The 22,135-nt window shown below is 41.4% G+C and carries 23 protein-coding genes; 20 read left to right on the forward strand and 3 right to left on the reverse strand.

Annotated elements, in window-relative coordinates:
- The first annotated feature begins 227 nt into the window (after positions 1-227).
- The 5 genes from E2L07_RS05220 to E2L07_RS05240 are packed head-to-tail and all read left to right on the forward strand — an operon-like array spanning position 228 to position 4,125.
- Positions 228-1,307, forward strand: coding sequence for a YpbB family protein (locus E2L07_RS05220; protein WP_010897769.1), 1,080 nt, complete (start codon positions 228-230; stop codon positions 1,305-1,307).
- Positions 1,282-2,757: a RecQ family ATP-dependent DNA helicase gene (locus E2L07_RS05225; protein WP_134229016.1), complete on the forward strand. Its 1,476-nt coding sequence runs from the start codon at positions 1,282-1,284 to the stop codon at positions 2,755-2,757. Before E2L07_RS05220 ends, E2L07_RS05225 begins: the two co-directional genes overlap by 26 nt.
- On the forward strand, positions 2,754-3,344 hold the full coding sequence (locus E2L07_RS05230) for a CPBP family intramembrane glutamic endopeptidase (RefSeq protein ID WP_053431387.1): 591 nt from the start codon (positions 2,754-2,756) through the stop codon (positions 3,342-3,344). Before E2L07_RS05225 ends, E2L07_RS05230 begins: the two co-directional genes overlap by 4 nt.
- A gap of 32 nt (positions 3,345-3,376) precedes the next feature.
- Complete coding sequence (locus E2L07_RS05235) at positions 3,377-3,616, forward strand: hypothetical protein (RefSeq protein WP_053431386.1); 240 nt, start codon at positions 3,377-3,379, stop codon at positions 3,614-3,616.
- A 59-nt stretch (positions 3,617-3,675) separates the two neighbouring features.
- Positions 3,676-4,125, forward strand: coding sequence for a YpbF family protein (locus E2L07_RS05240; protein ID WP_134229017.1), 450 nt, complete (start codon positions 3,676-3,678; stop codon positions 4,123-4,125).
- A 25-nt stretch (positions 4,126-4,150) separates the two neighbouring features.
- Here E2L07_RS05240 and E2L07_RS05245 read toward each other — a convergent pair whose 3' ends face one another.
- Complete coding sequence (locus E2L07_RS05245; RefSeq protein WP_134229018.1) at positions 4,151-4,387, reverse strand: hypothetical protein; 237 nt, start codon at positions 4,385-4,387, stop codon at positions 4,151-4,153.
- Positions 4,388-4,899: 512 nt separating this feature from the next.
- Between E2L07_RS05245 and E2L07_RS05250 the strand changes: the two genes are divergently transcribed.
- From E2L07_RS05250 to E2L07_RS05320, 15 genes are all read left to right on the forward strand, one after another.
- Complete coding sequence (locus E2L07_RS05250; RefSeq protein ID WP_041820470.1) at positions 4,900-5,289, forward strand: gamma-glutamylcyclotransferase family protein; 390 nt, start codon at positions 4,900-4,902, stop codon at positions 5,287-5,289.
- Between the two features lie 61 nt (positions 5,290-5,350).
- Positions 5,351-6,565, forward strand: a complete 1,215-nt coding sequence (locus tag E2L07_RS05255; RefSeq protein WP_134229019.1) for a M20 family metallopeptidase — start codon at positions 5,351-5,353, stop codon at positions 6,563-6,565.
- Positions 6,537-7,475, forward strand: coding sequence for a GNAT family N-acetyltransferase (locus E2L07_RS21625; protein ID WP_134229020.1), 939 nt, complete (start codon positions 6,537-6,539; stop codon positions 7,473-7,475). The genes E2L07_RS05255 and E2L07_RS21625 overlap by 29 nt, the downstream gene beginning before the upstream one ends.
- A 378-nt stretch (positions 7,476-7,853) precedes the next feature.
- Positions 7,854-8,384 (forward strand): RNA polymerase sigma factor, encoded by a 531-nt coding sequence (locus E2L07_RS05265; RefSeq protein ID WP_010897778.1) that lies wholly within the window; start codon positions 7,854-7,856, stop codon positions 8,382-8,384.
- Positions 8,381-9,349 (forward strand): hypothetical protein, encoded by a 969-nt coding sequence (locus tag E2L07_RS05270; protein WP_134229021.1) that lies wholly within the window; start codon positions 8,381-8,383, stop codon positions 9,347-9,349. The genes E2L07_RS05265 and E2L07_RS05270 overlap by 4 nt, the downstream gene beginning before the upstream one ends.
- Before the next feature lie 110 nt (positions 9,350-9,459).
- Positions 9,460-9,873: a hypothetical protein gene (locus E2L07_RS05275; RefSeq protein ID WP_010897780.1), complete on the forward strand. Its 414-nt coding sequence runs from the start codon at positions 9,460-9,462 to the stop codon at positions 9,871-9,873.
- Complete coding sequence (locus tag E2L07_RS05280) at positions 9,870-10,640, forward strand: metallophosphoesterase (protein ID WP_010897781.1); 771 nt, start codon at positions 9,870-9,872, stop codon at positions 10,638-10,640. Before E2L07_RS05275 ends, E2L07_RS05280 begins: the two co-directional genes overlap by 4 nt.
- A 361-nt stretch (positions 10,641-11,001) precedes the next feature.
- Positions 11,002-11,190 carry a hypothetical protein gene (locus E2L07_RS05285; RefSeq protein ID WP_134229022.1) on the forward strand — a complete coding sequence of 63 codons (189 nt, stop codon included), beginning with the start codon at positions 11,002-11,004 and terminating at the stop codon, positions 11,188-11,190.
- Between the two features lie 110 nt (positions 11,191-11,300).
- Positions 11,301-11,906, forward strand: coding sequence for a genetic competence negative regulator (locus E2L07_RS05290; protein WP_010897783.1), 606 nt, complete (start codon positions 11,301-11,303; stop codon positions 11,904-11,906).
- A 350-nt stretch (positions 11,907-12,256) separates the two neighbouring features.
- The gene (locus tag E2L07_RS05295) at positions 12,257-13,174 is read left to right on the forward strand and encodes a D-alanine--D-alanine ligase family protein (protein WP_053431379.1); all 918 of its coding nucleotides are present in this window, start codon (positions 12,257-12,259) and stop codon (positions 13,172-13,174) included.
- A gap of 188 nt (positions 13,175-13,362) precedes the next feature.
- Positions 13,363-14,628 carry a Glu/Leu/Phe/Val family dehydrogenase gene (locus tag E2L07_RS05300; RefSeq protein ID WP_053431378.1) on the forward strand — a complete coding sequence of 422 codons (1,266 nt, stop codon included), beginning with the start codon at positions 13,363-13,365 and terminating at the stop codon, positions 14,626-14,628.
- Between the two features lie 109 nt (positions 14,629-14,737).
- On the forward strand, positions 14,738-15,706 hold the full coding sequence (locus E2L07_RS05305) for a YpdA family putative bacillithiol disulfide reductase (protein ID WP_134229023.1): 969 nt from the start codon (positions 14,738-14,740) through the stop codon (positions 15,704-15,706).
- A gap of 240 nt (positions 15,707-15,946) precedes the next feature.
- Complete coding sequence (locus E2L07_RS05310; RefSeq protein WP_134229024.1) at positions 15,947-17,287, forward strand: tyrosine-type recombinase/integrase; 1,341 nt, start codon at positions 15,947-15,949, stop codon at positions 17,285-17,287.
- Positions 17,288-17,289: 2 nt separating this feature from the next.
- Positions 17,290-19,431 carry a site-specific integrase gene (locus E2L07_RS05315; protein ID WP_166740022.1) on the forward strand — a complete coding sequence of 714 codons (2,142 nt, stop codon included), beginning with the start codon at positions 17,290-17,292 and terminating at the stop codon, positions 19,429-19,431.
- Positions 19,397-19,864, forward strand: a complete 468-nt coding sequence (locus tag E2L07_RS05320) for a hypothetical protein (protein ID WP_134229025.1) — start codon at positions 19,397-19,399, stop codon at positions 19,862-19,864. The genes E2L07_RS05315 and E2L07_RS05320 overlap by 35 nt, the downstream gene beginning before the upstream one ends.
- On the opposite strand, the gene istB is transcribed toward E2L07_RS05320, so the two are convergent.
- Both istB and istA read right to left on the reverse strand, forming a co-directional pair.
- Positions 19,818-20,540 carry an IS21-like element helper ATPase IstB gene (istB, locus tag E2L07_RS05325; protein ID WP_134228857.1) on the reverse strand — a complete coding sequence of 241 codons (723 nt, stop codon included), beginning with the start codon at positions 20,538-20,540 and terminating at the stop codon, positions 19,818-19,820. The genes E2L07_RS05320 and istB overlap by 47 nt on opposite strands.
- Positions 20,533-21,996, reverse strand: a complete 1,464-nt coding sequence (gene istA, locus E2L07_RS05330; protein ID WP_134228856.1) for an IS21 family transposase — start codon at positions 21,994-21,996, stop codon at positions 20,533-20,535. Before istA ends, istB begins: the two co-directional genes overlap by 8 nt.
- Positions 21,997-22,135 lie beyond the last annotated feature (139 nt).

Consider the following 22,135-nt stretch of genomic DNA (forward strand, 5'->3'; position numbering starts at 1 on the left):
GACAGAAAAGAAATGGATGTTTATATATTTTTAACGGTCAGCTCGTTCGTTCCAGTAACTATTGTATCGGTGATGACAACAGTTTTCAACCGTTAAGTTTTTTTCGTATAACGGTTTGTCTTTAACTTGTCCAGAGAGAGTGAGCATTACCCCTCTTTTTCAGAGCATTGTCTGTTAAAATAAACGAAGAGCTGTGATCGGTAATTTCGGTGAAGGGAGAGGCGTTCATGACGAATCACGTAACAAAAGGTGTCATCTTACTGGCAATCGATCGGGTAAGGGGTGATCGCTCCATTTACGGCCTTTACCATTTATTGAACGGAAAACGATCAGCACAAACGATTCAAGATGGACACTTATTTGGACTGCTTCCTTACTTCGGACTTCTTTCCCATCTATCGCGAACCGAGTTTGAGGAATTAATTGAGGAGTTAAAAAAGGATGATGCTCTCACGGTCAACGATAGGCGAGTGGTCGTGACAGCTAAGGGGAGAGAGGAGCTTGAAGAGTGGCGACATACACATACCTTTCTTCACTATGTCGATGGATGGAGATGGAAGAATGAAACGAAAAAAGCTTGGATGTGTTTACAATTATGGTTGCAAGCCTTATCGAATCGTGTCGCAGGTGTAACGTTTTATCCTGTAACCTTAAATGAGGCCGTTCAACAATGGGTGAAGCGAACCATTCCTCACAGCCCACAAGCTCGCATCCAGCAATTAACACGATTGCATCATGAACTCGTCGAGCTGTTGACGAAAATGGAGGAAGTGCAATGCGAAGTGCTCGTTCGCCAATTAAGCGGATCTACACAAATCGGCCAAACGTTGGAGCAAATCGCCTATGATCTAGGGCTCTCCCGATCTGATGCAGCTTTGATCCATACAGTATCGCTACAGCAAATTGGTTCGGTTGTTATAGAGAATCGTGAGTGTTATCCGCTGATCCAGTCGTTGTTTCAATCGGGAGAAGATTCGGGTAACGTGTTAACCAATTCAGCTCAGAAGACGTGGTCAATGTTCAGGCAAGGCTTATCATTAGAGGGAATTGCAAAGGCTCGGCGATTAAAACGGAGCACGATTGAAGATCATTTTGTCGAAATTGCTCTACACGATGAGACGTTTTCGCTCAGGGCGTTTGTCCCGCGGGATTTGGAGCAAGAGATCATCCAAATTGCCAGAACGTTAAACACAAAAAAACTGAGGCCAATACGGGATCAGTTGACACAACCAGGTAGTTACTTTCAAATCCGATTAGTGCTTGTAAAAATGGAGGCTGTACATGAATTTGGAACAAGAATTACATAAATGGTTTGGATACCATTCGTTCCGCTCAGGACAAAAAGAAGTGATAGAAGCGCTAGTGGAGGGGAACGATGTGTTTGCGATGCTTCCGACAGGTACTGGGAAGTCCATTTGTTATCAATTACCGGCGCGAATAACAGAAGGGGTAACGCTCGTCATTTCACCACTGCTTTCACTAATGGAAGATCAAGTGCAGCAACTGAAATCGAACGGCTGGAAAGACGTGGCGGCGCTGAGTAGCTTTCTGTCAAAAGGAGCTAAGGAGCGAATTATTAAACAGCTTCATCTGTACAAGCTGTTGTTTCTCTCTCCTGAAATGGTGCAGCACCCTGTCGTTTTCAAGCGGTTAAAGCAAGTGAAGGTGTCGTATTTTGTTGTGGATGAAGCCCATTGTATTTCCCAATGGGGACATGATTTTCGTCCAGACTTCCTTCGCCTCTCAGACGTGAAACACCAGCTTGGGAATCCACCATGTTTGGCGTTGACAGCAACGGCTACCCCAGCTGTTCAGCAAGACATCTTAACCCAATTATCGATTGATGAGGCAGTTACGATTGTTCATAGTGTGGACAGGCCAAACATATCCATTTCGGTAGAGCAAACACCGACCGTAAAGAATAAGCTTGAAGCAATTCGGGGGATTATTGAGCGACATAGCGGGGCGGGGATTATTTATTTTTCAAGCCGTTTATGGAGTGAGCAAATCGCTAGGGAGCTTATGTTAAACGTCAAGAAACGAGTGGCCTTTTATCATGGGGGGATGAGCAACGAGGATCGAATCTTGATCCAACAGCAATTTATGGCGGGAGAGCTTGATTTGATTTGCAGTACGAGTGCATTTGGAATGGGCATTAACAAGCAAGATATTCGCTTTGTGATTCATTACCATTACCCGCAGCAGATCGCCTCATATGTCCAGGAAATCGGTAGAGCCGGTCGTGATGGACTTGCGAGTAGCGCCTATGTGCTGTTTTCGGAGGAGGATAAGGGATTAGCTCGTTCGCTCATGACACATGATCACCCGTCAAAGGATGAAATCATTCAAATGATTCAAGATTGTCAAACAACTGAAGTGCCTTCATATGGCGGGGATGTAGCGACGGCACACAGATTCGTCCGCTTCTTGCTTGAGAGGTTTAAGAAAAGGAACCGGACCGTTGATGATTTCGTATCCATTGTGGAATCCCACTTTCAACAGCGCGAGCGAATAAAGGCAAAAGAACTATACTTAGTCGAAGAATGGTTACAGACAAAGGAATGCCGCCGGGAAAGGCTTCTGTCATTTTTTTCAGAACAACTGACAAGCCGGCCTGTACGGTGCTGTGATAATTGTGGTTTAAAAGACCAGCCAGGTGAGCAAGCCTCTGCCATCATAGCAGTGGGTCAAACAGTGCCGCATTGGCGCGAGCGTCTAGCTTTATTGTGCCATCAATCGAAAGGAGGGCGGGGATGAAGAGACAGCAACAGCTTATAAAACAGATGACAGACAGAGAGCTTTTAATAAATCTCTATCTTTCACAAACGTCCATGCTCGTCATTGCGTTCATATTAGGTTGGTGGTGGTTTGGAAGCTGGGACGCTTACATCGACATCCTTCGTTTCGAGCCGTTCAACATTTTCGTTCTCGGTGGCGGTGCAGCCGTTCTCGTTGTGACAGTCGACATTGTTTTATACCGATATGTTCCAAAAGAATGGATGGATGATGGGGGCATTAATGAGCGAGTGTTTCGCAACAGATCCACTTTCCACATTGCGTTTTTATCTCTCGTTGTTGCCGTTGCGGAAGAAACGTTATTCCGCGGCATCATTCAGCAACAGCTTGGTCTCGTGATCGCAAGTCTCGTGTTCGCTCTCGTCCACTTTCGCTATTTACATAAGCCTATTTTGTTTATAAGCATCGTTGCGATCAGCTTTTTGCTAGGGGTTTTGTTTTTAGTGACAGGGAATTTACTCGTCACCATCTTTGCTCATTTTTGCATCGATTTTCTTCTCGGGATCTTCTTGCGAAATATGTTAAAATCATCTTCAAATCGGGTATAACGTAGCCGATAATAACAATAGGGGGGATGATTATGCCAGCACACGTGAATAACCAAGCAGAACATTTGCGGTATGAAGCTAAAGGCAGAAACGTGGAAGAGTTGCCTGTTGCTAGCGAAAAGCTGCCTTCTCGGCTTGACGTGCATCGCCGTAAGCGAAGGAAGAAGAAAAAGGCGCTTAGCTTTCCACTCATTCGGATCTTGCTCGTGTTTTTTTTCCTTATTGTCATTGGCGCCCTATTATCTCCGTTTTGGCTTGAATACATGTTATAAAAGTTAGTTCTTTAAGCCCCTCTTCGTTCATATATCAGATAATGAAGGGGGACTGAAGCATGGGCGGTAAAGGAGCAACTCTGTTCATAAAAAATCGAGTGACCGATGTGACATATGTTATGATTGAAGAGCTAATTGTCCGTAAAGAAAAATGGGATAAGCTCGAAAAACAGCTTCGATTTTGGTCTGTGCTCGGACTAGCGTTCTTGTTACTAGGCATCATCCATGTCATCGTCCTTACTACAAGCACGCACACCACATATTTATTGCAGTTCATTAGTGGCAATCAGACGTTTTTATTCGTGTTGTTAGGTGTGGCCCTTTCGTTCTTTCAAATGCAATTCGTTCATAAAAAAGCTGAAAAGGCGGAAACGGAATATGAAGAGCTTCGCAAGGAACTTGTGGAACGCTCGGTCGAACTATGGGATACGGAACCTTTGTGGCAAAAGCGAAATGAGACGTTCCAACACTTAAAGGATACATTTGATATTAATTTATATTATAAATAACAGCAAAAAAGCCTGATCGACAACATCAGGCTTTCTTTAGTGAAGGGGTGGTTACAGGCTGACCAAAGAACAAGCATTGATCGCGGGAAAAGGTTTGGTCATTTACTTGAACGTACTCTTCGCTATATGCTTGTATCCGACCAAAGGCGAGTGTGTGCAAACGTTGAAGGCAGACAACTTCAATCGGCAATCCGATCGTTCGGTTAAAGTGGAGGTCCGCATTTGTCACGAGTGATTTTTCCAATCGTTTCGTTGTGAACAAATAAGTCACCTTCCTTTTTCTGTTTTTTTAAATGATAACCAACACGAGCATTTAAACATAAGTTGTTTCATTTATTTGGACATATCATGTTTTATGAGAGATGGATCGAAAGAAATGTTAACGGTTTCATAATTAAAATTATACAATGAATGGAAATGAATTTCAATAAGTTTCTGAAAATTCTTGGTTAGAATTAGAAGTAAATGAATGTCTTATAATTGTCACAAAATGATCACATGAAAAGCCTTTGTTCATGTTAAGCTACAAGATAAGGAAACGTTTTAAAAAGATATGGGAGTGGATCAAGAGAATGATGACAGCAGGGCAATTAGGTGCAATTATTGGCATTGGTTTTTTAGCAATGGGAATTGCAGTGTTAATGGCATATTCTCTCTACAAATTCTCAAATATGTCAGATTAATTTACTAGGCTGGTACTCATAAAGAGGTACCAGCCTTTTTCGTATATAATCATAACTAGAGTACTTACAGCACATCTTGGGGGGATGGACGTTGCTCGTTTTTGTTTATGGGACGCTTCGCAAAGGAGGAGCCAACGATCATTATTTGCGCGGAGCCCGGTGTCACAATCGGCGTTGCTATGTATATGGTCACTTGTATGATTCAGGGCTCGGCTATCCAGCACTTATAGCCGATGAAAAAGGGGGAAAGGTGGTTGGTGAACTTTATGAGATTAATGAACAGCATTTAGTTTCCCTTGATGAATTGGAGGATTATGCTCCAGATCGGAATCATAACTTGTACGAGCGGGTCTTACATACACTAGAAGACGGTAGCCATTGTTATTTATATGTAGTTACTCCTGACTCGCCCCTTGTGCGCACATTGATTCCTTCGGGGGATTGGCTTGACTGGACGGAAAACAAAAAATCAACCGAATAAACAGACTTTTCTTTTATTTACAGGAGCGTTACACTAGAAGAAAAAGATGGAGGGGATTCAGATGCTTGAAGCCGTATTGAAAAAAGTGGACGCTTATTTTGACGAATTGGTTGACATTCGGCGGACACTTCATAAACATCCTGAGTTATCATTTGAAGAAGTAAAAACACCTGCCTTCATCGCAGATTATTTAGAAAAGCTTGGTGTCAATGTTCGTCGCGGCGTAGGAGGCCGAGGCGTTGTTGGCACGATTAAAGGTGGAAAGCCTGGTCCAACGGTGGCGTTACGAGCTGATTTTGATGCCCTTCCGATCCAAGAGGAAACAGGTCTTCCTTACCAATCAACTGTTCCTGGAGTTATGCATGCGTGCGGGCACGATGGTCATACGGCCACCCTTCTCATCATTGCAAAAATTTTAATGGAGCACCGTCAACAGTTGGAAGGAAGTGTTGTCCTTATCCACCAATTTGCCGAAGAGCTTGCCCCAGGGGGTGCGATTGCCATGATTGAAGATGGTTGCCTCGATGGGGTGGACGTCATTTACGGCACACACTTATGGGCGACGATGCCCGTTGGCGAAATCGGGTATCGAAGCGGGGCATTCATGGCAGCAGCGGATAAATTTGCAGTGACGATTTACGGAAAAGGAGGACATGGAGCAGCACCTCACGAGACGGTCGATGCGGTGACGGTGGGTGCTTCGGTCGTCCAGCAATTGCAGCAAATTGTCAGTAGAAATGTCGACCCGTTAGAATCGGCTGTTGTAACCGTTGCGTCATTCCAAGCAGGCGGGCCATTTAACGTCATTGCTGATAAGGCAAACCTTGTTGGAACGGTTCGTACGTTTAAAGAAGACATTCAAGATATGATCATTGAACGAATGGAGCGCACGATTAAAGGTGTTTGTGATGCTGCAGGGGCTACATATGCCTTCGCTTATGATAAAGGCTATCCAGCGGTGATCAATCATCCGAAAGAAACAGACGACCTTAAGAATGCGGCGGTGGCAGTTGTCGGGGAAGAACATGTAGCTGAAATGGCTCCGGTTATGGGCGGCGAGGATTTTGCCTATTACCTTCATCATGTGCCAGGGGCCTTTTTCTTTACAGGTGCAGGAAATGAGGATGAAGGGATTATTTACCCTCACCATCATCCGAAATTTATGATCGATGAACGATCGTTAGCGATTGCGGCCAAAACATTACTGACGGCTACGCTATCATATAGTCAAAAGGACGCTTCAGCTCATGAGCCATCTGCCACATCTGATCGCTAAGTTAGAGAATCACGCCGAATGGGTCAAACGCCTAGTGCTTGTGGGCCAGAAAAGCTGGCACACGCCACTCCAGAAGGGAGGATGGTCACCTGCTGAGGTGATTCATCACTTTCACCGCTGGGACGATTTTGCCCGCAATCATCGATTTATTCCCTTTCTTGGGGGAAGAGCGACGTTTACCGCCGGTGCTCATGCAAAGTTCAACGAACAATCGGAGAGGGAAGTTCGGGATGGATTAGGAAAAGAAGCGATCATCGTTCAATGCCTGAAAAGCCGTTATGCGCTTATTGAAACAGTAGAAAAATTATGTGAGGAAGCATGGGAACAGACGTTGACGATTGGGGATCATGATCTGTCTATTCATACGTACTTACAAGGAGTGATCGAGCATGATCGACATCACCGCGAGCAAATAGAGCAGTTTTTTTCTTTAGAACAACAAGGAAAGTTGCCTATGGTCAATATAACGGAGCGATGCGGTGAGGAACTGCCGATGAATCTTTTGTTGTTAGCTGATCCCGAACAAGCGATGATCGAACGTTACCTTTCTGGTGGCTTAGGCTTCCTAGCCGAAGTGGAAGGAACGCCTGTTGGTGTCATCGTCTTGAAGGATAAAGGGCAAGGTCTGTTCGAAGTGATGAACATAGCGGTGGCTGAACAGGAGCAAGGAAAAGGATACGGAAAACTGTTGCTTCTTCACGGGATTCACGTTGCCCTCAAAAGGGGTACTGACAGAATCGAAATTGGCACGGGAAATTCAAGCATTGGTCAATTGGCTCTTTATCAGCGATGCGGGTTTTCGATCACCGCCGTCGACAAAGATTTCTTTACGAAGCATTATCGTGAGCCGATCGTTGAACAAGGTATTCGTTGTGAGCATATGATTCGCTTAGCCCAAGACTTGAAATAGGGGACAAAACTAGCCAAACGTAATCAAAAAGGTTCGGATCATTTTCTTTTGATGACCCGAACCTTTTTCTTTTGATTGATGGGATCGTTTGATTAGCTTTTATGGCCGTGAACTTACGTACTGTATGTTTCAAAATGTTTTGTATCAACCTGTTTTGGTTGCATCACGGCACCATACAAATTTTCACAAAAAGAGCCCACCATGTGCCGGGAAATGGTAGGATGTAAGTATCGGGTCCATACAGGCTTTGCTTATGTCTTCAGGCTCATTAATCGCTGAGTTTTTCTAAAAAGACTACATATGGTGTAACCTTCAGCTCAAATGTGTCGTTTCATAGTCAGATAGAGAAGGTGTACATCTTACGGAGGGTCATTACAAATGGAAGAGCTTTTACTGATGAAGGCAAAAAAGGGGGATGAGGGTGCGTTCGAGCAGCTGATCGAACTGCATCTGAAAACGGTAGAAAAATTTGCCTTCCAGCTAGGTGTTTCACCTTTTGCGGTAGAGGATATTTCCCAAGAGGTGTTTATTAAGGTATATCGGTTTCTCCATAAACATGATCGGGGCAAATTTACGACGTGGCTCTATTCAATTACGTTGAACGTTGTCCGCGATCATTACCGAAAAGAGCAGCGGCTGCGAAAGAAAGCGCTAGAGCTGCAACATCAATCACCAGAGACGGCGTATGTTGAAGAGCATTTTGACGAAGAGGCGAGAGCCCTTCACGAGATGATTCAACAGCTTGACGATAAATACAAAATCCCGATCGTTCTCCATTATTTTCACGATCAGACGTACCAGGAGATTGCTCAAGTGTTAGGGATTACAGAAGGAGCTGTTAAGACACGCATGCTTCGTGCAAAACAGCAACTTAAAGCGAAGTACGAAAAAGTAGGTGAACAGCTATGAGTGAAAACCAATTGGATCGGGCGATGGAAAGGTTGAAGCGTCAATATGATGAGATGCCTACACGTTCCTCCTCCGCCAAGATTGCGGCAAACATAAAAAAGAAACGTCAATGGTCCGCGCGATTCCGGCGCTGGCAAATGGCGGCCCTTCTCGTTTTAACGGTCGGCATTGGCTCTGTATTAGGGCTTAACCTTTTCGGCAACCCTTCCCAACCTGAGGAATTTAGCTTACATGCTGATTCTGAACAGGAGCGAGCAATCGAAAAGGGCTCGCTTGAACAAGACGAACATCAGACCAATATGGATCAAGGCGCAGAAGCCGGAGCGGTAGAAGCAGATGAGGAGCCGGTTGAGACTCCTGCGATGGAAGAGGAAGGAGAAGAAACATCTCCTGCTAATGATGCGGAACAGCCAGATATAGGCATGGCTGAAGCTGATGAAGCGGATGTAGAAACACGGATTGTCTATGGTGAGCTAGAAGGGATGTCTGAGGAATTTGTTTATAAAAAAGAAGTGATCGATGAGTTTGGATTAGATTTTTGGTATGACGAGCGTTTTGTTTTAGAGCGGTTCAACGAAAACGGTATCGTGGGCAGGCAAGTCTATGTAAAGTTTAGTGGTGGCGATCCTATTTGGGACGTACCTGTGTTTGAGCTGTTTGCGTTTACGAATGACGCGACTTTCGAAGCTTACGTAGATGTCCTTGAAACAGAGGGTTATACGAAAAGTGGCACAGATGACTTGATTACATCACAGACCCGCCTCCAGGCGATCGACGATGAGTATGACGTTTTTAGAAACGACGATGTCGAAGTTCATCTCGCTCGATTTGAACACCATCAAGGAGGGGAATTTGCCATCCGTTTGAATCGCCCGACAGAGTATGTTGAGTGGTCTGAAGGTTACGGCCCTCATGAACAGCTTATGTTAGAGAATATTGAGCATCGCTATGATGAGCGAAATTAAGCAAACCAATGCCCGTTTCACTGGACGGGCTTTTTCTTTACCGTAAAAAGACATGCTTTAAGCGGAGGCTGAATACAATGCTCTTAGCAACTTGTCTAGGAGGGTTTTACGTGCTAAAAGATGTCTCGATCAGGTCTGGTTTACTTCTAGCTGGGTATGGTGGCTTGCTTGCAGCTGCAGTTTCCTTTCCCCATTCCCATCCATGGTCGGTTTCACTCGTATTAGGACAACTTATTTTTTCGCCAATCAAGCTGCTCGTCGCTGCATTCATGTTTAGCATCGGCTTTTTAGCTTATTCGCTTTTTGTTCAAGATCTATGTAAAATTTTATTTTTAGAGAAGAATGGGAGACCGGCAGAAAGCCACGTTCGCCTTGCTTTCGTACTTGTGGCTGGGTTGTCACTCATCCATTTGTTTTTTCATCACTGGATTGTCGCCTTGCTTGGAGGGGTGTTCGCCTTGTTTTATGGTATAATGGACGTTGATTTACCTACTATTTGGCGGAATCGGAGGATTCCATTATGATCATCCTTGGTAGTATTATCGCTGTTATTATTGGAGCCGTACTTGTTGTCCATATGAAAAAAGAAGCCAAGCAAAATCGTTTGATTACTCATGAGTTGTATTTTCCGAGTCTACCTTTGTCATTTGATGGAGTAATGATCTTTTTTATTTCTGATCTCCATCGCCGGAAGCTGGAAGATGAGCTACTCGAACAGCTCCCTGCATCGATTGATTACGTCATCATCGGAGGCGACCTGCTTGAAAAGAACGTACCGCTCGAACAGGTTCGAGAAAATGTCCAAAAACTAAGGCGGCTCGGGCCGACCTTTTTTGTGTGGGGAAACAATGATTATGAAGGGGACATTCAAGGGCTTCGGACGCTATTTCGAGAAGAGCAAGTAGAAGAGCTCGTGAATCGTTTTACGGTGATTGCGCAAAATGAAGATACCCTCGTTTTCATTGGCGTCGATGACTTGGGTCATGGACGGGATCGTCTGTCTGACGCGCTGGAAAACGCTCCTGACGGATTTCGTATTCTCATAAGCCATAACCCAGAGATCGTCCATCAGTTAGATCCCCGCCATTCGCTTGACCTTGTATTAAGTGGTCATACCCACGGTGGACAAATTCGTCTTTTTGGACTCGGATTAGAAAAACCTGGAGCATTAACGAAGCACCGTACCTTCGTTCAACTCGTCAGCAATGGCTATGGGACGACCGGTGTTCCGTTCAGGCTGGGAGCACCCCCGGAAACTCATGTTCTCATCCTTCGTCGCGGGAAGGAATGATCAAGATTGTACAAAGGGGTATGTTCCGTTATACTTACTATCAGTAATGGGAATGGGACAGCGTAGGGCAATCATTTGAAGTCGAACGAAGGGAAATCTAACATAAAGAATGTCGACAAAGCGGGGGCATTTATCCATTCATTCTAAGCGATGGGGGATTGACTATTAGGAACATTTGTGCAATCAGGCGAAAATGGACAAGTTATCATTGTGTCAATTGCGTATTTCGTTACAGTTTCAGGTTTCCGTTAGTAGCAAACAATGGGGTGTAACGTTCTTTTCCCCAGAGCAGGAATTTCAGTGGAAGATGTGGAACTAATCATTCGTGACGCGAAAACGAGCTTTTTTTAGGGGATTACACGTGTCAATCAAAACTCTATATCGCCTTTTGCTTTATCACAGAGCAGGAGCGTCAGTGCTTTGGCGTGACGATAAAGGTTACAAAGAGATAAGGCAACGGGCAAAACAGGGGTGGACGCTCCTTATTGGAAGTACAAAAGAATTAGGAGCGATGGAGCTAAAAATTTATAAAAGTAAATGGGTTGGCTGAAAGGGTTGAATCATGAACCTTCTGTTCAATTCCACATACCGTATAGTAAGAAGATCTCAAGACTTGGTCCTTCTTCGTCGTGTTAGGAGGCCGTGAGAGGAGGGTCAGAGATGCGTTTAGAGCGTTTAGCTGTGAATAAAATCAAAGTGTTTTTGACATTCGATGACTTAAAAGAGCGAGGCATTACCAAGGATGAACTTTGGCAGGATATCCCAAAGGTTCATGACTTGTTTCGCGATATGATGCTAGAAGCAGACGATGAATTAGGTTTTAAAGCCGATGGCCCGATTGCTGTTGAAGTGTTTGCCCTCCCAGCACAAGGGATGGTTATTATCGTAACGAAAGGTCACCAAGAATCAGATTTTGATGAAGATGGGCTCGAAGATGGCTATATTGAAATGCAAGTGACCCTTGATGAGAGCGATGAAGTGTTTTACGAATTTGCCGATATTGAAGATGTCATCTCACTTGTCCCTAGGCTGGTAACGTTAGGAATGACGGGCGGGACTCTTTATTCGTATCAAGGGCGATACTATATTTCTTTCACAGATCTTGATTTGGACGGAATCGATGAAGAGTCGTTAATAGCCCTGCTGGCCGAATACGGTTATCCTTCAACAATCTCAACCTATCGTGTAGCAGAATACGGATCATTAATCATTGCTAATGATGCATGCATTAAGTTGTATCAATCTTTTTTCAAAGCGAGAACATAAACTGATGGGGAAACTCATCGGTTTTTTGCACTTAAAAAAATTAACTACTAAAGAACAAAAGGATCAGAAACGGCTTCGTCAGAGGTCTAGCTCTAAGTCATAACTGGAAATCTCAACAGAGACGAAACGATCCACGTCCTATGACAACGTCTAGGTGTCCCACATCGCCAGAGATTGGACAAACGTTCAGCAGAGGCGCCCACTTTGTGAAGTTCACTTTTTTGTGATGAAACTATTAGCTTCGTCATATTTGAAGCTGTGATACAATGATACAGGATAGACAATCGTCCAATACATAGTTCATTGAATAAAGTGATTGTAGAAACATATGACAGTGGGAGTGAACATACGTGAAAATAGCGGTTTTATATGGTGGGACATCAGCAGAACGAGAAGTATCATTATCATCAGGAAAAGGGATTATGGAGGCGTTAAAGGTCAACGGTCATGAGGTCATTGGCATTGATTTTCATCCAGATCAGGTTCGCGACTTGGTTGACTTAGACGTTGACCTTGTATTTATTGGACTTCACGGACGGTTAGGCGAAGATGGAAAGGTTCAAGCACTGCTTGACTTGTTAAACATCCCTTATGTTGGTACAGGTGTTCAAGGTTCGGCCCTTGCCATGGATAAAGCGAAGGCTAAGCTCTTTTTTGAAAAAGCAGGCATTCGGGTTGCAGAGGAGGTCGTACTCCATTCATTTACGTACGATGCAAATGCGTTTAACTTTACAGGCACATATCCTGTCGTCGTTAAACCAAATCAGGAAGGATCAACCATCGGCTTAACCGTAGCAGAAACAGAGGAGGAGCTTTTGCAAGGGATTGAAGAAGCTTTCCGTCATGATGATACAATTCTCATTGAAGAGTTTATCGCCGGAACAGAAGTAACGGTTGCTGTGCTTGGCAATAAAGGGGAAGAGCGGTCACTTCCTGTTGTGGAAATTGTTCCGAAAAATAAACTTTATGATTATGAGTCAAAATACGCTCCAGGGATGAGCGAACATATTGTTCCTGCCCGAATTTCTGAGGAGCATACCGCTTATGTGCAACAAGCAGCCGTTCGTGCTCACCAAGCGCTAGGATGTGATGTATATTCGCGGGTTGATTTCATCGTTCCAAACGACGGATCGGATCCGGTCATTTTAGAAGTCAATACGCTTCCGGGGATGACACCAACGAGTTTGTATCCAGATGCTGCCAAAGGGGTTGGTATGTCGTATGAGGAAATGATCCAAACGTTTGTCAACCTTTCGTTAAAAAAATAACGTTTCCGTGTTTAAAAACCCTTCAAAAATCGATGCAAAGAATCATCCGATTTTTGAAGGGTACACTATTGGATGATCTCGTAATTTTTCTTACAGAAACGGTGGAAAAAAGAAGGTACTTTCTTTATAGTTATAAGTGTCGAAGCTTTTTAACTAAAGAGTGTAAGGGTGGCCAGAGGTGAAAACGAATGGAAGATAAAGACAAGCGGTCGGGGAAAACAACAGACGTGCTTGCTTCTACGCAAACAGTGATTAAAAAGGCGCTTGATAAATTAGGTTATCCAGATGAAATGTATGAGTTGATGAAAGAACCGATTCGCATGTTAACGGTTAGAATTCCTGTGCGAATGGATGACGGTTCAACAAAGATATTTACTGGCTATCGGGCCCAGCATAACGATGCGGTAGGCCCAACAAAAGGCGGTGTTCGCTTCCATCCAAATGTAACGGAAAAAGAAGTGAAAGCGCTTTCTATCTGGATGAGCTTAAAAGCAGGAATTGTCGACCTTCCGTACGGAGGAGGAAAAGGCGGAATTGTCTGCGACCCGCGGGACATGTCGTTCCGTGAACTAGAAAGACTCAGTCGCGGCTATGTGCGGGCGATTAGTCAAATTGTCGGTCCGACGAAGGACATTCCGGCACCAGATGTTTTTACAAACTCACAGATCATGGCATGGATGCTTGATGAATATAGCCGAATACGTGAATTTGATTCACCGGGCTTTATTACAGGGAAACCAATTGTCCTTGGAGGCTCACACGGACGGGAGTCTGCTACGGCTAAAGGGGTTACCATTTGCATTCGTGAGGCAGCGAAGAAAAAAGGTATCGATCTTCAAGATGCAAGGGTGGTGATCCAAGGCTTCGGAAACGCAGGGAGCTTCTTAGCAAAATTCATGCACGATGCAGGAGCAAAGGTGATTGGAATTTCGGATGCTTATGGAGCTCTTCACGATCCAGACGGCCTTGACATTGACTATTTGCTCGATCGCAGGGACAGCTTTGGTACAGTTACAAAGCTCTTTAAAAATACGATCTCAAATGAAGAGCTATTAGAGTTAGATTGCGATATTCTTGTACCGGCTGCGATAGAAAATCAAATTACGGAAAAAAATGCGCATAACATTAAGGCACAAATCGTGGTCGAAGCTGCGAATGGTCCGACGACGATTGAAGCGACGGAAATTTTAACAAAGCGCGATATTCTTCTCGTACCAGACGTACTCGCAAGCGCAGGTGGCGTTACCGTCTCCTACTTTGAATGGGTGCAAAACAACCAAGGGTATTATTGGACGGAAGAAGAGGTGGAAGGAAAGTTAGAAGCTGTTATGGTTCACGCTTTTGATAACATTTATAAGCTGGCGAAAGGACGGAAGGTGGATATGCGTCTAGCAGCGTATATGGTCGGCGTAAGGAAAATGGCCGAAGCATCTCGCTTCCGTGGCTGGGTATAACGAGGTATAATAAAGATGGTGTCCCCTTATAAAGCTTTCACTTTATAGGGGGTTGTTTCATTTTTGAACGAAGGTCGATTTAAAGAATAAGAGTGTGGTGAATCAACGTATGGAACAAGAACAGGTGATTATTGTCGGTGGTGGTCCGTGCGGGTTGGCAGCAGCGATTGCGTTACAAAATGAAGGTCTCAAGCCTCTTGTTATTGAAAAGGACAACATTGTGAGCGCAATCCATCGTTATCCGACCCATCAAACGTTTTTTAGTACGAGTGAAAAGCTCGAAATTGGGCAAGTACCGTTTTTAACAGAAGAGCGAAAGCCAAAGCGAAGCCAAGCTCTCGTCTATTATCGAGAAGTGGTCAAACGAAAGCAGATTCGTGTCAATCCATTTGAGCGAGTCACGAAGGTGACGAAGCAAGAGGACGGGACATTCTATGTAGTAACATCAAAGCGAACATATCACTGCAAGCAAGTGGTCATTGCCACAGGTTATTATGATCATCCCAATTCACTAGGTGTCCCAGGGGAAGATCTTCCCCATGTTTTTCACTATTTTAAAGAGGCGCACCCTTACTTTGACCAGGACGTTGTCGTGATCGGCGGGAAAAACTCCGCGGTTGACGCAGCCCTTGAATTGGAGAAGGCAGGAGCAAGAGTAACGGTCCTATATCGTGGAGACACGTACTCAGATAGTGTCAAGCCATGGATTTTACCGGAATTTGTTTCTCTTGTAAACCACGACAAAGTAAAGATGGTGTTTCGTGCACAAGTGAAGCGAATCACAGCTTCGGAAGTGGAGTATGAGACCCAGGGTGAGAGGAAAGCGGCAAGAGCCGATTTCGTGTTTGCCATGATTGGCTACCATCCGGACCACAACTTTCTGAAAACGATGGGTGTTGCTATCGATCACGATACAGGTCGTCCCATTCACGACCCAGAAACGATGGAAACTAACGTGGAAGGGATTTTTATCGCAGGTGTTATTGCTGCAGGAAATAACGCTAACGAGATATTTATTGAAAATGGCAGATTTCACGGAGAAATGTTCGCAAAACTGATTCGGGAACGAGTGGAGTAAAGAGCTGGGTACTCTGTAAGATTAAGTACAAGTAATTGTACATTAAGTCTTATTTAACAGTGTTTTATTTATAATGTTACACATTAAATAAAAATGCACATTACTAAAAACAAATTTTAGTGATGTGCTTTTTATTTTTATTAACTCTTAAATATAAATTTATTAAAAGGTTAAACATTTTACAATTACTAAGAAAAATATTAATATAAGAACATACATTCCTATCGAGGGGGAGAATAATTGTATTGGTTTAAGTATTGTCCGAAGCATGTTGAAAGTAAATATCAGTTACTTGTATTTAAAGATAACCTGCCCTTTATTCCTTTGACAGACTATTATCATGATTGTTTAGGGAGAATTGATAAAAGCTCTGCAATATCATATATGAATTGTTTGTTACCATTTTTTAAATGGTTAGATAAAGAAAGTAATTATCAAGGAAACCAAGTACAATGGAATGATTCAGAAGAGAAAATACGTGTTGTAGTTGAAGATTATTTGATGAATGAAATGAAGTGTAAGATTCGTGATAAAGATACCTTTCTTTTTGTAAATTTAACTAATAAAAGTCCTAACACAGTTAGTCGATTTTTATCAGCATTAAAATCATTTTACAAATCAATGATCAGGTTAAAACAGTATCACTATAGTAATCCATTAATAGATGGTCAGGCTATCCTACATAGCTACAAAGAGGAGATAAAGGGTGTGCGAGAAGGTAAATCAAGAATGCCTTCAATCGCTGGTACAGAAGAAGCTATTCCTCATCGAAGATTAACAGATTCCTATTTTAAAATTATCAATGAAGAATGGCAACCACAGATTATTGATGATATAGATTTACCATATCAAATATATCAAGCTGGTAAAAAAGCAAATTGGTCACTCCGTGAAATGGTAATAGCCCGTATGCTATTTGAAACAGGCGCAAGGGCAACAGAAATTATTGAGTTAACACTAGGGGATTACCGTAAACGTAAAAGTCATCAAGAATTTATTACCTTCAATAAAGGAAGTCATGGTAGAAAAATCAAGTTTATACGTGTTAGCAAAGATACGGTAAAAAGGTTGTTTCATTACATAGATACTGAAAGAAAATCCTTTGACGAAAATCATTTAAATTTTGATCAATTACCTGATGATGCTTCTATCTTTTTATCAGTAAACGGAACGCCTCTTACTTATCACGCTTGGTACTACCACTGGAATCGAGCAATGAAGATAAATGATTTAAGTTTAAATCCACATAAAGCAAGGCATTGGTTCGTTACTTCTCGATTAAGAGAAATTTATAACGTTTCAAAAAATGAAACAGAAATACATCAACGAAAAAATGAGTTGATCAAATATATGAAGTGGAAAAATCCCGATACGATAAATGTGTATGAACATCATTTTGATGAAACGAGACATCGAGAAGCACATGAGAAAATGTTAGATCAAATGCAACAAAACGAAAAGGGCTATGTTAAACGACAGGAAACTTCGAGGAAATCAAAGCAAAAGTTGAGTGTTGTTAAATCATTAGGTATCGAAGACTTTGATGAAGATTTAAAAGAATTATTAGAAGGGTTGGAGTAAAATTGACTGAAACATCTGATGTCAGACCTGTTACAGCTTGGTATGATGAATGGTCTAGAAAAGTAGATTCTAACCTATTATGCATGCAAAACAGCCGAGGAGAATATTTAATTGATAAAGTAAATGAACGAAACTTAACACATTTAAATTCAACTTGTATAGATAAAATTTGGTTCCCACAATTATTATTAATTACACTTATTGAAGCTGATAGAAATAAAGATGTGGGATCAATAAGTGTTCAGAATACTGCTTTAAATAATAGATTTAGCGATATTTTTAATGAACTTAAGATTGCTTCATGGTCAGATTTTAATCCAAATCAACATATGTATATGTATTTAAAAGCCGAGATTTATCCAGAACATACTAATAATCAACGGAGGAGATTGTTTGAGTACTATAAGACATGTTTGTACAATACCCAAAAATGGATTAATACTACATTATCAATTGATAAACAAACAAATTATAAGCAATTTTTATTACCATCAATCCATTTTGATTCAAGAGATTTCTCCTTAAGTAAATTAGCCAGGGAAGAAGCCCAAAATACTCGAAAAGATGAAACAGACGCTATTGTACCACATCTTTCAACAATACGTGTAGAAGCAAATCTACGATGGAATCAAATAAAAAGACTAAAAGATGCATTTCAGCAACAAATAAGAATTGTAGAAACCGATTCATTATCATTACCAATTGAATTTTCTTATGAGGAACCAAAACGTATTGGAGAAGTATTTCATTTTCGCTTATGGGATAAACCTTCCTTTGTACTGAAGCACCAAAAGGAGTTTTCAGATGCCGTTGTAAAACTGGCAAAACAAAAAAAAGCAAATTATTCTGATGAAAATAATGCCTACTTCCTTGAATTTATTCGTGCTGAGTCTGTAGATAGTGATTCAGAACCAGAAGGACTTTGGTTTAATGATTTAATTGAGCAGAATGTTTTAGGAAGTTGGCCAAAAACCAAACCAGTTGAAGAACATAAGAAGATTCTTAATTTCTTGTCCACTTGGGGCTACGAGGCTGAAAATGGGAAAAAGCCCGTTCCATTTTTTTCAGGTCATAAAGGTATAATAACACCTTCAACATTTGTTTCTTTACACAAGGATAAAGCAGAGGGCTTATTAATAGATGTAGAACCATTCTATGTAGCTTGTACATTTGGATTATTAGCCATCGACATTTTAACAACAACAGGTGCAAGAAAGAACGAATTACTTCAAATTAGTAATACGAAAGAATGTATTCAAGTAAAGAAAATTAATAACAAGCTACATTATTCCTTTAGAGCTATTCCTAAAGGAAGAGATTCATTAGAAGAATTTTATATAAGTAAACAAACGATGGAATATATTCAAATTGTATCAAGGATGTTAAAAGCACATTGTGACAGTGATAAAATTCCAAGCGTCATATACAGAGATAAAAGAAAACATTTATTTCCTACACCTATGCCCTATTATTTTCAATATGCAGATAGAGCATTAAGGGATGTTACTTTATATAGTTCCATTCGATTTTTACTTCATGGATTAGTATTTGAGATGCAAGATGGAAAAGCTGTAACTATAAAAACACACCTATTACGTCATGCATTTGCGACAGAAGCTGTTCAACGTCAAAAAATGCCGATTGATATTGTCGCAAAAATGTTGCATCAAAAAGATTTAAACGTAACAGCGTATTATTCAGCTCCTACACCTACCCAAATCTCAGAATCAGTAAGTGAATTACATGACGTTATTTCAAGTTATGTAGATATTGATGATGTATATATAAGAAGTCCACAAGAGTTAAAAAAAGAATTTGATGCCTACGCAGAAAAAGTGGGTGTATTTAATAAAGTGTTAGGTGGTACTTGTGTGACAGATTACATTTGTCCTACTAAAATGCAATGTTTAGGCTGCCAAGCAAAAATACCCGAACCAGATCAAGAGGATGAATTATTAGAGGTCATTCAATTATCAAAAGATATGGAAAAACGATTTAAACAAATGGGATTAGATGTTGAAGTTCGGAAGGCTAAAGAAATGGCAAAGCAAGCTAGAATTGAATTAAAAGAGATTGAGTTAATCAAACAATATAGGGAGGAACGTCAATATGAACCAAAAGCAAGAAATAATCCATTCAGATAAGAAAAAGTGGCTTGAAAAAGTTCATCAGCAACGTAAAGAACGTTCCATATCTATTGGTATTCAAACGATTGATTTTCTTGTCAAACAAGGGATTCCTGTAACCTATCATAACATTAGAGAGCATTCAAAAGCATTTGATGATAAAGAGAAAGGTATTCATTTAAATACTATTAAACGAAATGAAGAATTATATGAGTATTACAAAAAACATAGTAGAACTTATAAAGTAAAGAATGCTCGTAAAAAGCTAGCGAATCCTACTCCATATGACGAGTCAACTTTAAGAAGAATTTCACCTAACCGAGACTCCTGTATTTTGCAAGCAAAAAGTTTAGAAGAATGCAATGAAAAGTTTAGAACTTTGCCAGCCCTTACTTTCTTTCTAATTAGCGATTCGATAATGCATGTTTCACACGGTAACTATCGCCAGTAAAACTTAAAATATGTGCGTGATGTATCACTCGATCCACCAAGGCAGCGGTGAGCCGTGCATCCACAAATATTTTATTCCACTGACTAAATTCTAAATTGGACGTAATAATAAGGCTTTTCTGTTCATACCAATCGGAAATCAATTGAAATAATAACTCAGCTCCATCCTTACTAAATGGCACGTATCCCATCTCATCAAGAATGATCATATCGACTTTATTGAATCGGTTACGTAATAGTTGATATCGGCCTTCTGCCCAGGACTTTTCCAAAAGGTCTATTAAATCAGCTACCCGGTAGAAACGGACCTCATATCCGTTTCTACAAGCCTTACGACCCAATGCTGTTGCCAAATGGGATTTCCCAGTTCCTGGCGCTCCGGATAGAATGACATTCTCTTTTCTCTTGATAAATGAAAGGGACTCCAGACCATCTCTGTCGAGATTTGTTGGGAAATGAATATGTTCGCCCCAACGATAATCATCTAGTTCCTTTTCATTCATGAATTTTGCCTTTTTAATTAGGCGTTCTCCTTTTGCTATTTCCCTTAACTCTATTTCTTGTTGTAGTAAATCTATCAAGTATTGTTCTGGATTCTCGAAAGGAACCTTCTCGTACATGTCGGCTACATATGCTAAACGAAGCAATTTACATTTCTCTCTAATCGCATCAGTCATGATATACACCCTCCTTAACGGTAGGCTGGAGGGAGTCATAAATACTCCAATTTACATCATAAGGATGGTTCGTAGAATCATCCAGACTCGCATCAAACTGTTTTTCTTCTGGTAGTAACTCATAGAAGCGTTCGTCTATTTCTTGCATATCATGATTTACAATTAAGCTTAGTAACCACTCTACACGTTCTTTTCTTAATTTCATTGATTCAATGTTTAAGTAATAAGAAATTCTGCCGGGCAGGTAGGGGAAATACCGAGAATATACAATGGATCGTGGCTTCTGTTTCCAATTTTTTAAGATGGATTGCCACGGAATTTCCCTTGTTTGATTCATATACCGTCTAGGTCCTTTGGAGAGCACTTCACCGTTGCGGGTGACGACTTTATAGTGATCCCAATATAAAATCAAATGCAGTTTACCGTAATGGTAACTTGTAGGCACATGGACCAGCACTCCATCAACCTTTACTTCACCATATTTATTAGCGGTTACCATTGATTGCTTAAATACCGGATACTCGGACTCAGGTAAAGCTAGTCCATAATTCTTTTCCTCTTCAAACAGATCTGCAATTAAGATATCCTTCTTATAATGGAGGCGTTGTTGATCCCTTTTACTCTGGTCAAATAACAAAGCACGTAAGTGTGTTAAATCTTTGATCACAGGAGAAGGAGTGAAAAAGTTATAACGTACATATCCCACTTTGTTTTCGACATGTCCTTTTTCATTTCCTTTTCTTGCATTACAGGCTTGCGGCTCAAATCCATAATGGCTGGCAAAGCGAAGAAACTCTTCATTGAAAACAGTTTCTTCCCCACGCCCCCTTGCCTTTACTACTGCTGCTGAAAGGTTATCTAACCGAAGTTTCCTTGGAACGAATCCCGATTGTTTAAAGAGTATTTTAAGACCTTCTAAAAAGCACTCCTGGTTTTCTGCAGGCAGAGGAACGGTAAAACCTGCGTTACTATATGGAAAACTCATCACTAGTGCATGGATGTCCTTTGCTTGTCCATCTTCAATTGCCTCGGTAATGCCAAAATCTATTTGGGCTTCGGCGGGAGGATGGGTTAGCCTTTCATATTCCTCTTTCAATTCATCCGATTCATCTAATACTTTTTCTTTCCATTCTTCTTTAATGAAGTTACAAACGGTTCGATAAGAACCGGTAAACCCTAATTTCTGTAACCCTTCAAATATATTTTTATTGTTTCTTCTCGATTTCTTTTTGAGGGCATAATCTTCAACGAGCCAGTCAATTACAATTTCTCCCCACTTTTCTTCATACATCATGCCTTTTTTCTCAAGAATCTTTTCTGTAGGTAATTGATCATCATCCGCATATTTTTTAACTGTTACCCAACTAAAACCAGTACGTTTGGAGATTTCATTGATCGATAGGGATTTTATATTCCTTAACTTTTTGATATGATTGATTTCAGGCATTGCTAGCATCCTTTCATCCTCCCACCATTAGTTGATTAGACACCAATAACGGTAGGGTATTTTGAGAGGGCTGGCAAGCCTTTTCTATTTGTGCAACCTTCTAACATTTTGGTTGCAATACTCTTAACTTTTATTTTGCACTAAACAA

The sequence above is a fragment of the Halalkalibacterium halodurans genome (genome assembly GCF_004376175.1).
Taxonomy (GTDB): Bacteria; Bacillota; Bacilli; order Bacillales; family Bacillaceae_D; genus Halalkalibacterium; species Halalkalibacterium halodurans.

Excerpts from the sequence above, each read along its gene's own strand:
- E2L07_RS05220 (WP_010897769.1), top strand. The coding sequence starts at position 228 with ATGACGAATCACGTAACAAAAGGTGTCATCTTACTGGCAATCGATCGG.
- E2L07_RS05225 (WP_134229016.1), top strand. The coding sequence starts at position 1,282 with ATGAATTTGGAACAAGAATTACATAAATGGTTTGGATACCATTCGTTC.
- E2L07_RS05230 (WP_053431387.1), top strand. The coding sequence starts at position 2,754 with ATGAAGAGACAGCAACAGCTTATAAAACAGATGACAGACAGAGAGCTT.
- E2L07_RS05235 (WP_053431386.1), top strand. The coding sequence starts at position 3,377 with ATGCCAGCACACGTGAATAACCAAGCAGAACATTTGCGGTATGAAGCT.
- E2L07_RS05240 (WP_134229017.1), top strand. The coding sequence starts at position 3,676 with ATGGGCGGTAAAGGAGCAACTCTGTTCATAAAAAATCGAGTGACCGAT.
- E2L07_RS05255 (WP_134229019.1), top strand. The coding sequence starts at position 5,351 with ATGCTTGAAGCCGTATTGAAAAAAGTGGACGCTTATTTTGACGAATTG.
- E2L07_RS21625 (WP_134229020.1), top strand. The coding sequence starts at position 6,537 with ATGAGCCATCTGCCACATCTGATCGCTAAGTTAGAGAATCACGCCGAA.
- E2L07_RS05265 (WP_010897778.1), top strand. The coding sequence starts at position 7,854 with ATGGAAGAGCTTTTACTGATGAAGGCAAAAAAGGGGGATGAGGGTGCG.
- E2L07_RS05270 (WP_134229021.1), top strand. The coding sequence starts at position 8,381 with ATGAGTGAAAACCAATTGGATCGGGCGATGGAAAGGTTGAAGCGTCAA.
- E2L07_RS05280 (WP_010897781.1), top strand. The coding sequence starts at position 9,870 with ATGATCATCCTTGGTAGTATTATCGCTGTTATTATTGGAGCCGTACTT.
- E2L07_RS05290 (WP_010897783.1), top strand. The coding sequence starts at position 11,301 with ATGCGTTTAGAGCGTTTAGCTGTGAATAAAATCAAAGTGTTTTTGACA.
- E2L07_RS05300 (WP_053431378.1), top strand. The coding sequence starts at position 13,363 with ATGGAAGATAAAGACAAGCGGTCGGGGAAAACAACAGACGTGCTTGCT.
- E2L07_RS05305 (WP_134229023.1), top strand. The coding sequence starts at position 14,738 with ATGGAACAAGAACAGGTGATTATTGTCGGTGGTGGTCCGTGCGGGTTG.
- E2L07_RS05320 (WP_134229025.1), top strand. The coding sequence starts at position 19,397 with ATGAACCAAAAGCAAGAAATAATCCATTCAGATAAGAAAAAGTGGCTT.
- istB (WP_134228857.1), bottom strand. The coding sequence starts at position 20,540 with ATGACTGATGCGATTAGAGAGAAATGTAAATTGCTTCGTTTAGCATAT.
- istA (WP_134228856.1), bottom strand. The coding sequence starts at position 21,996 with ATGCTAGCAATGCCTGAAATCAATCATATCAAAAAGTTAAGGAATATA.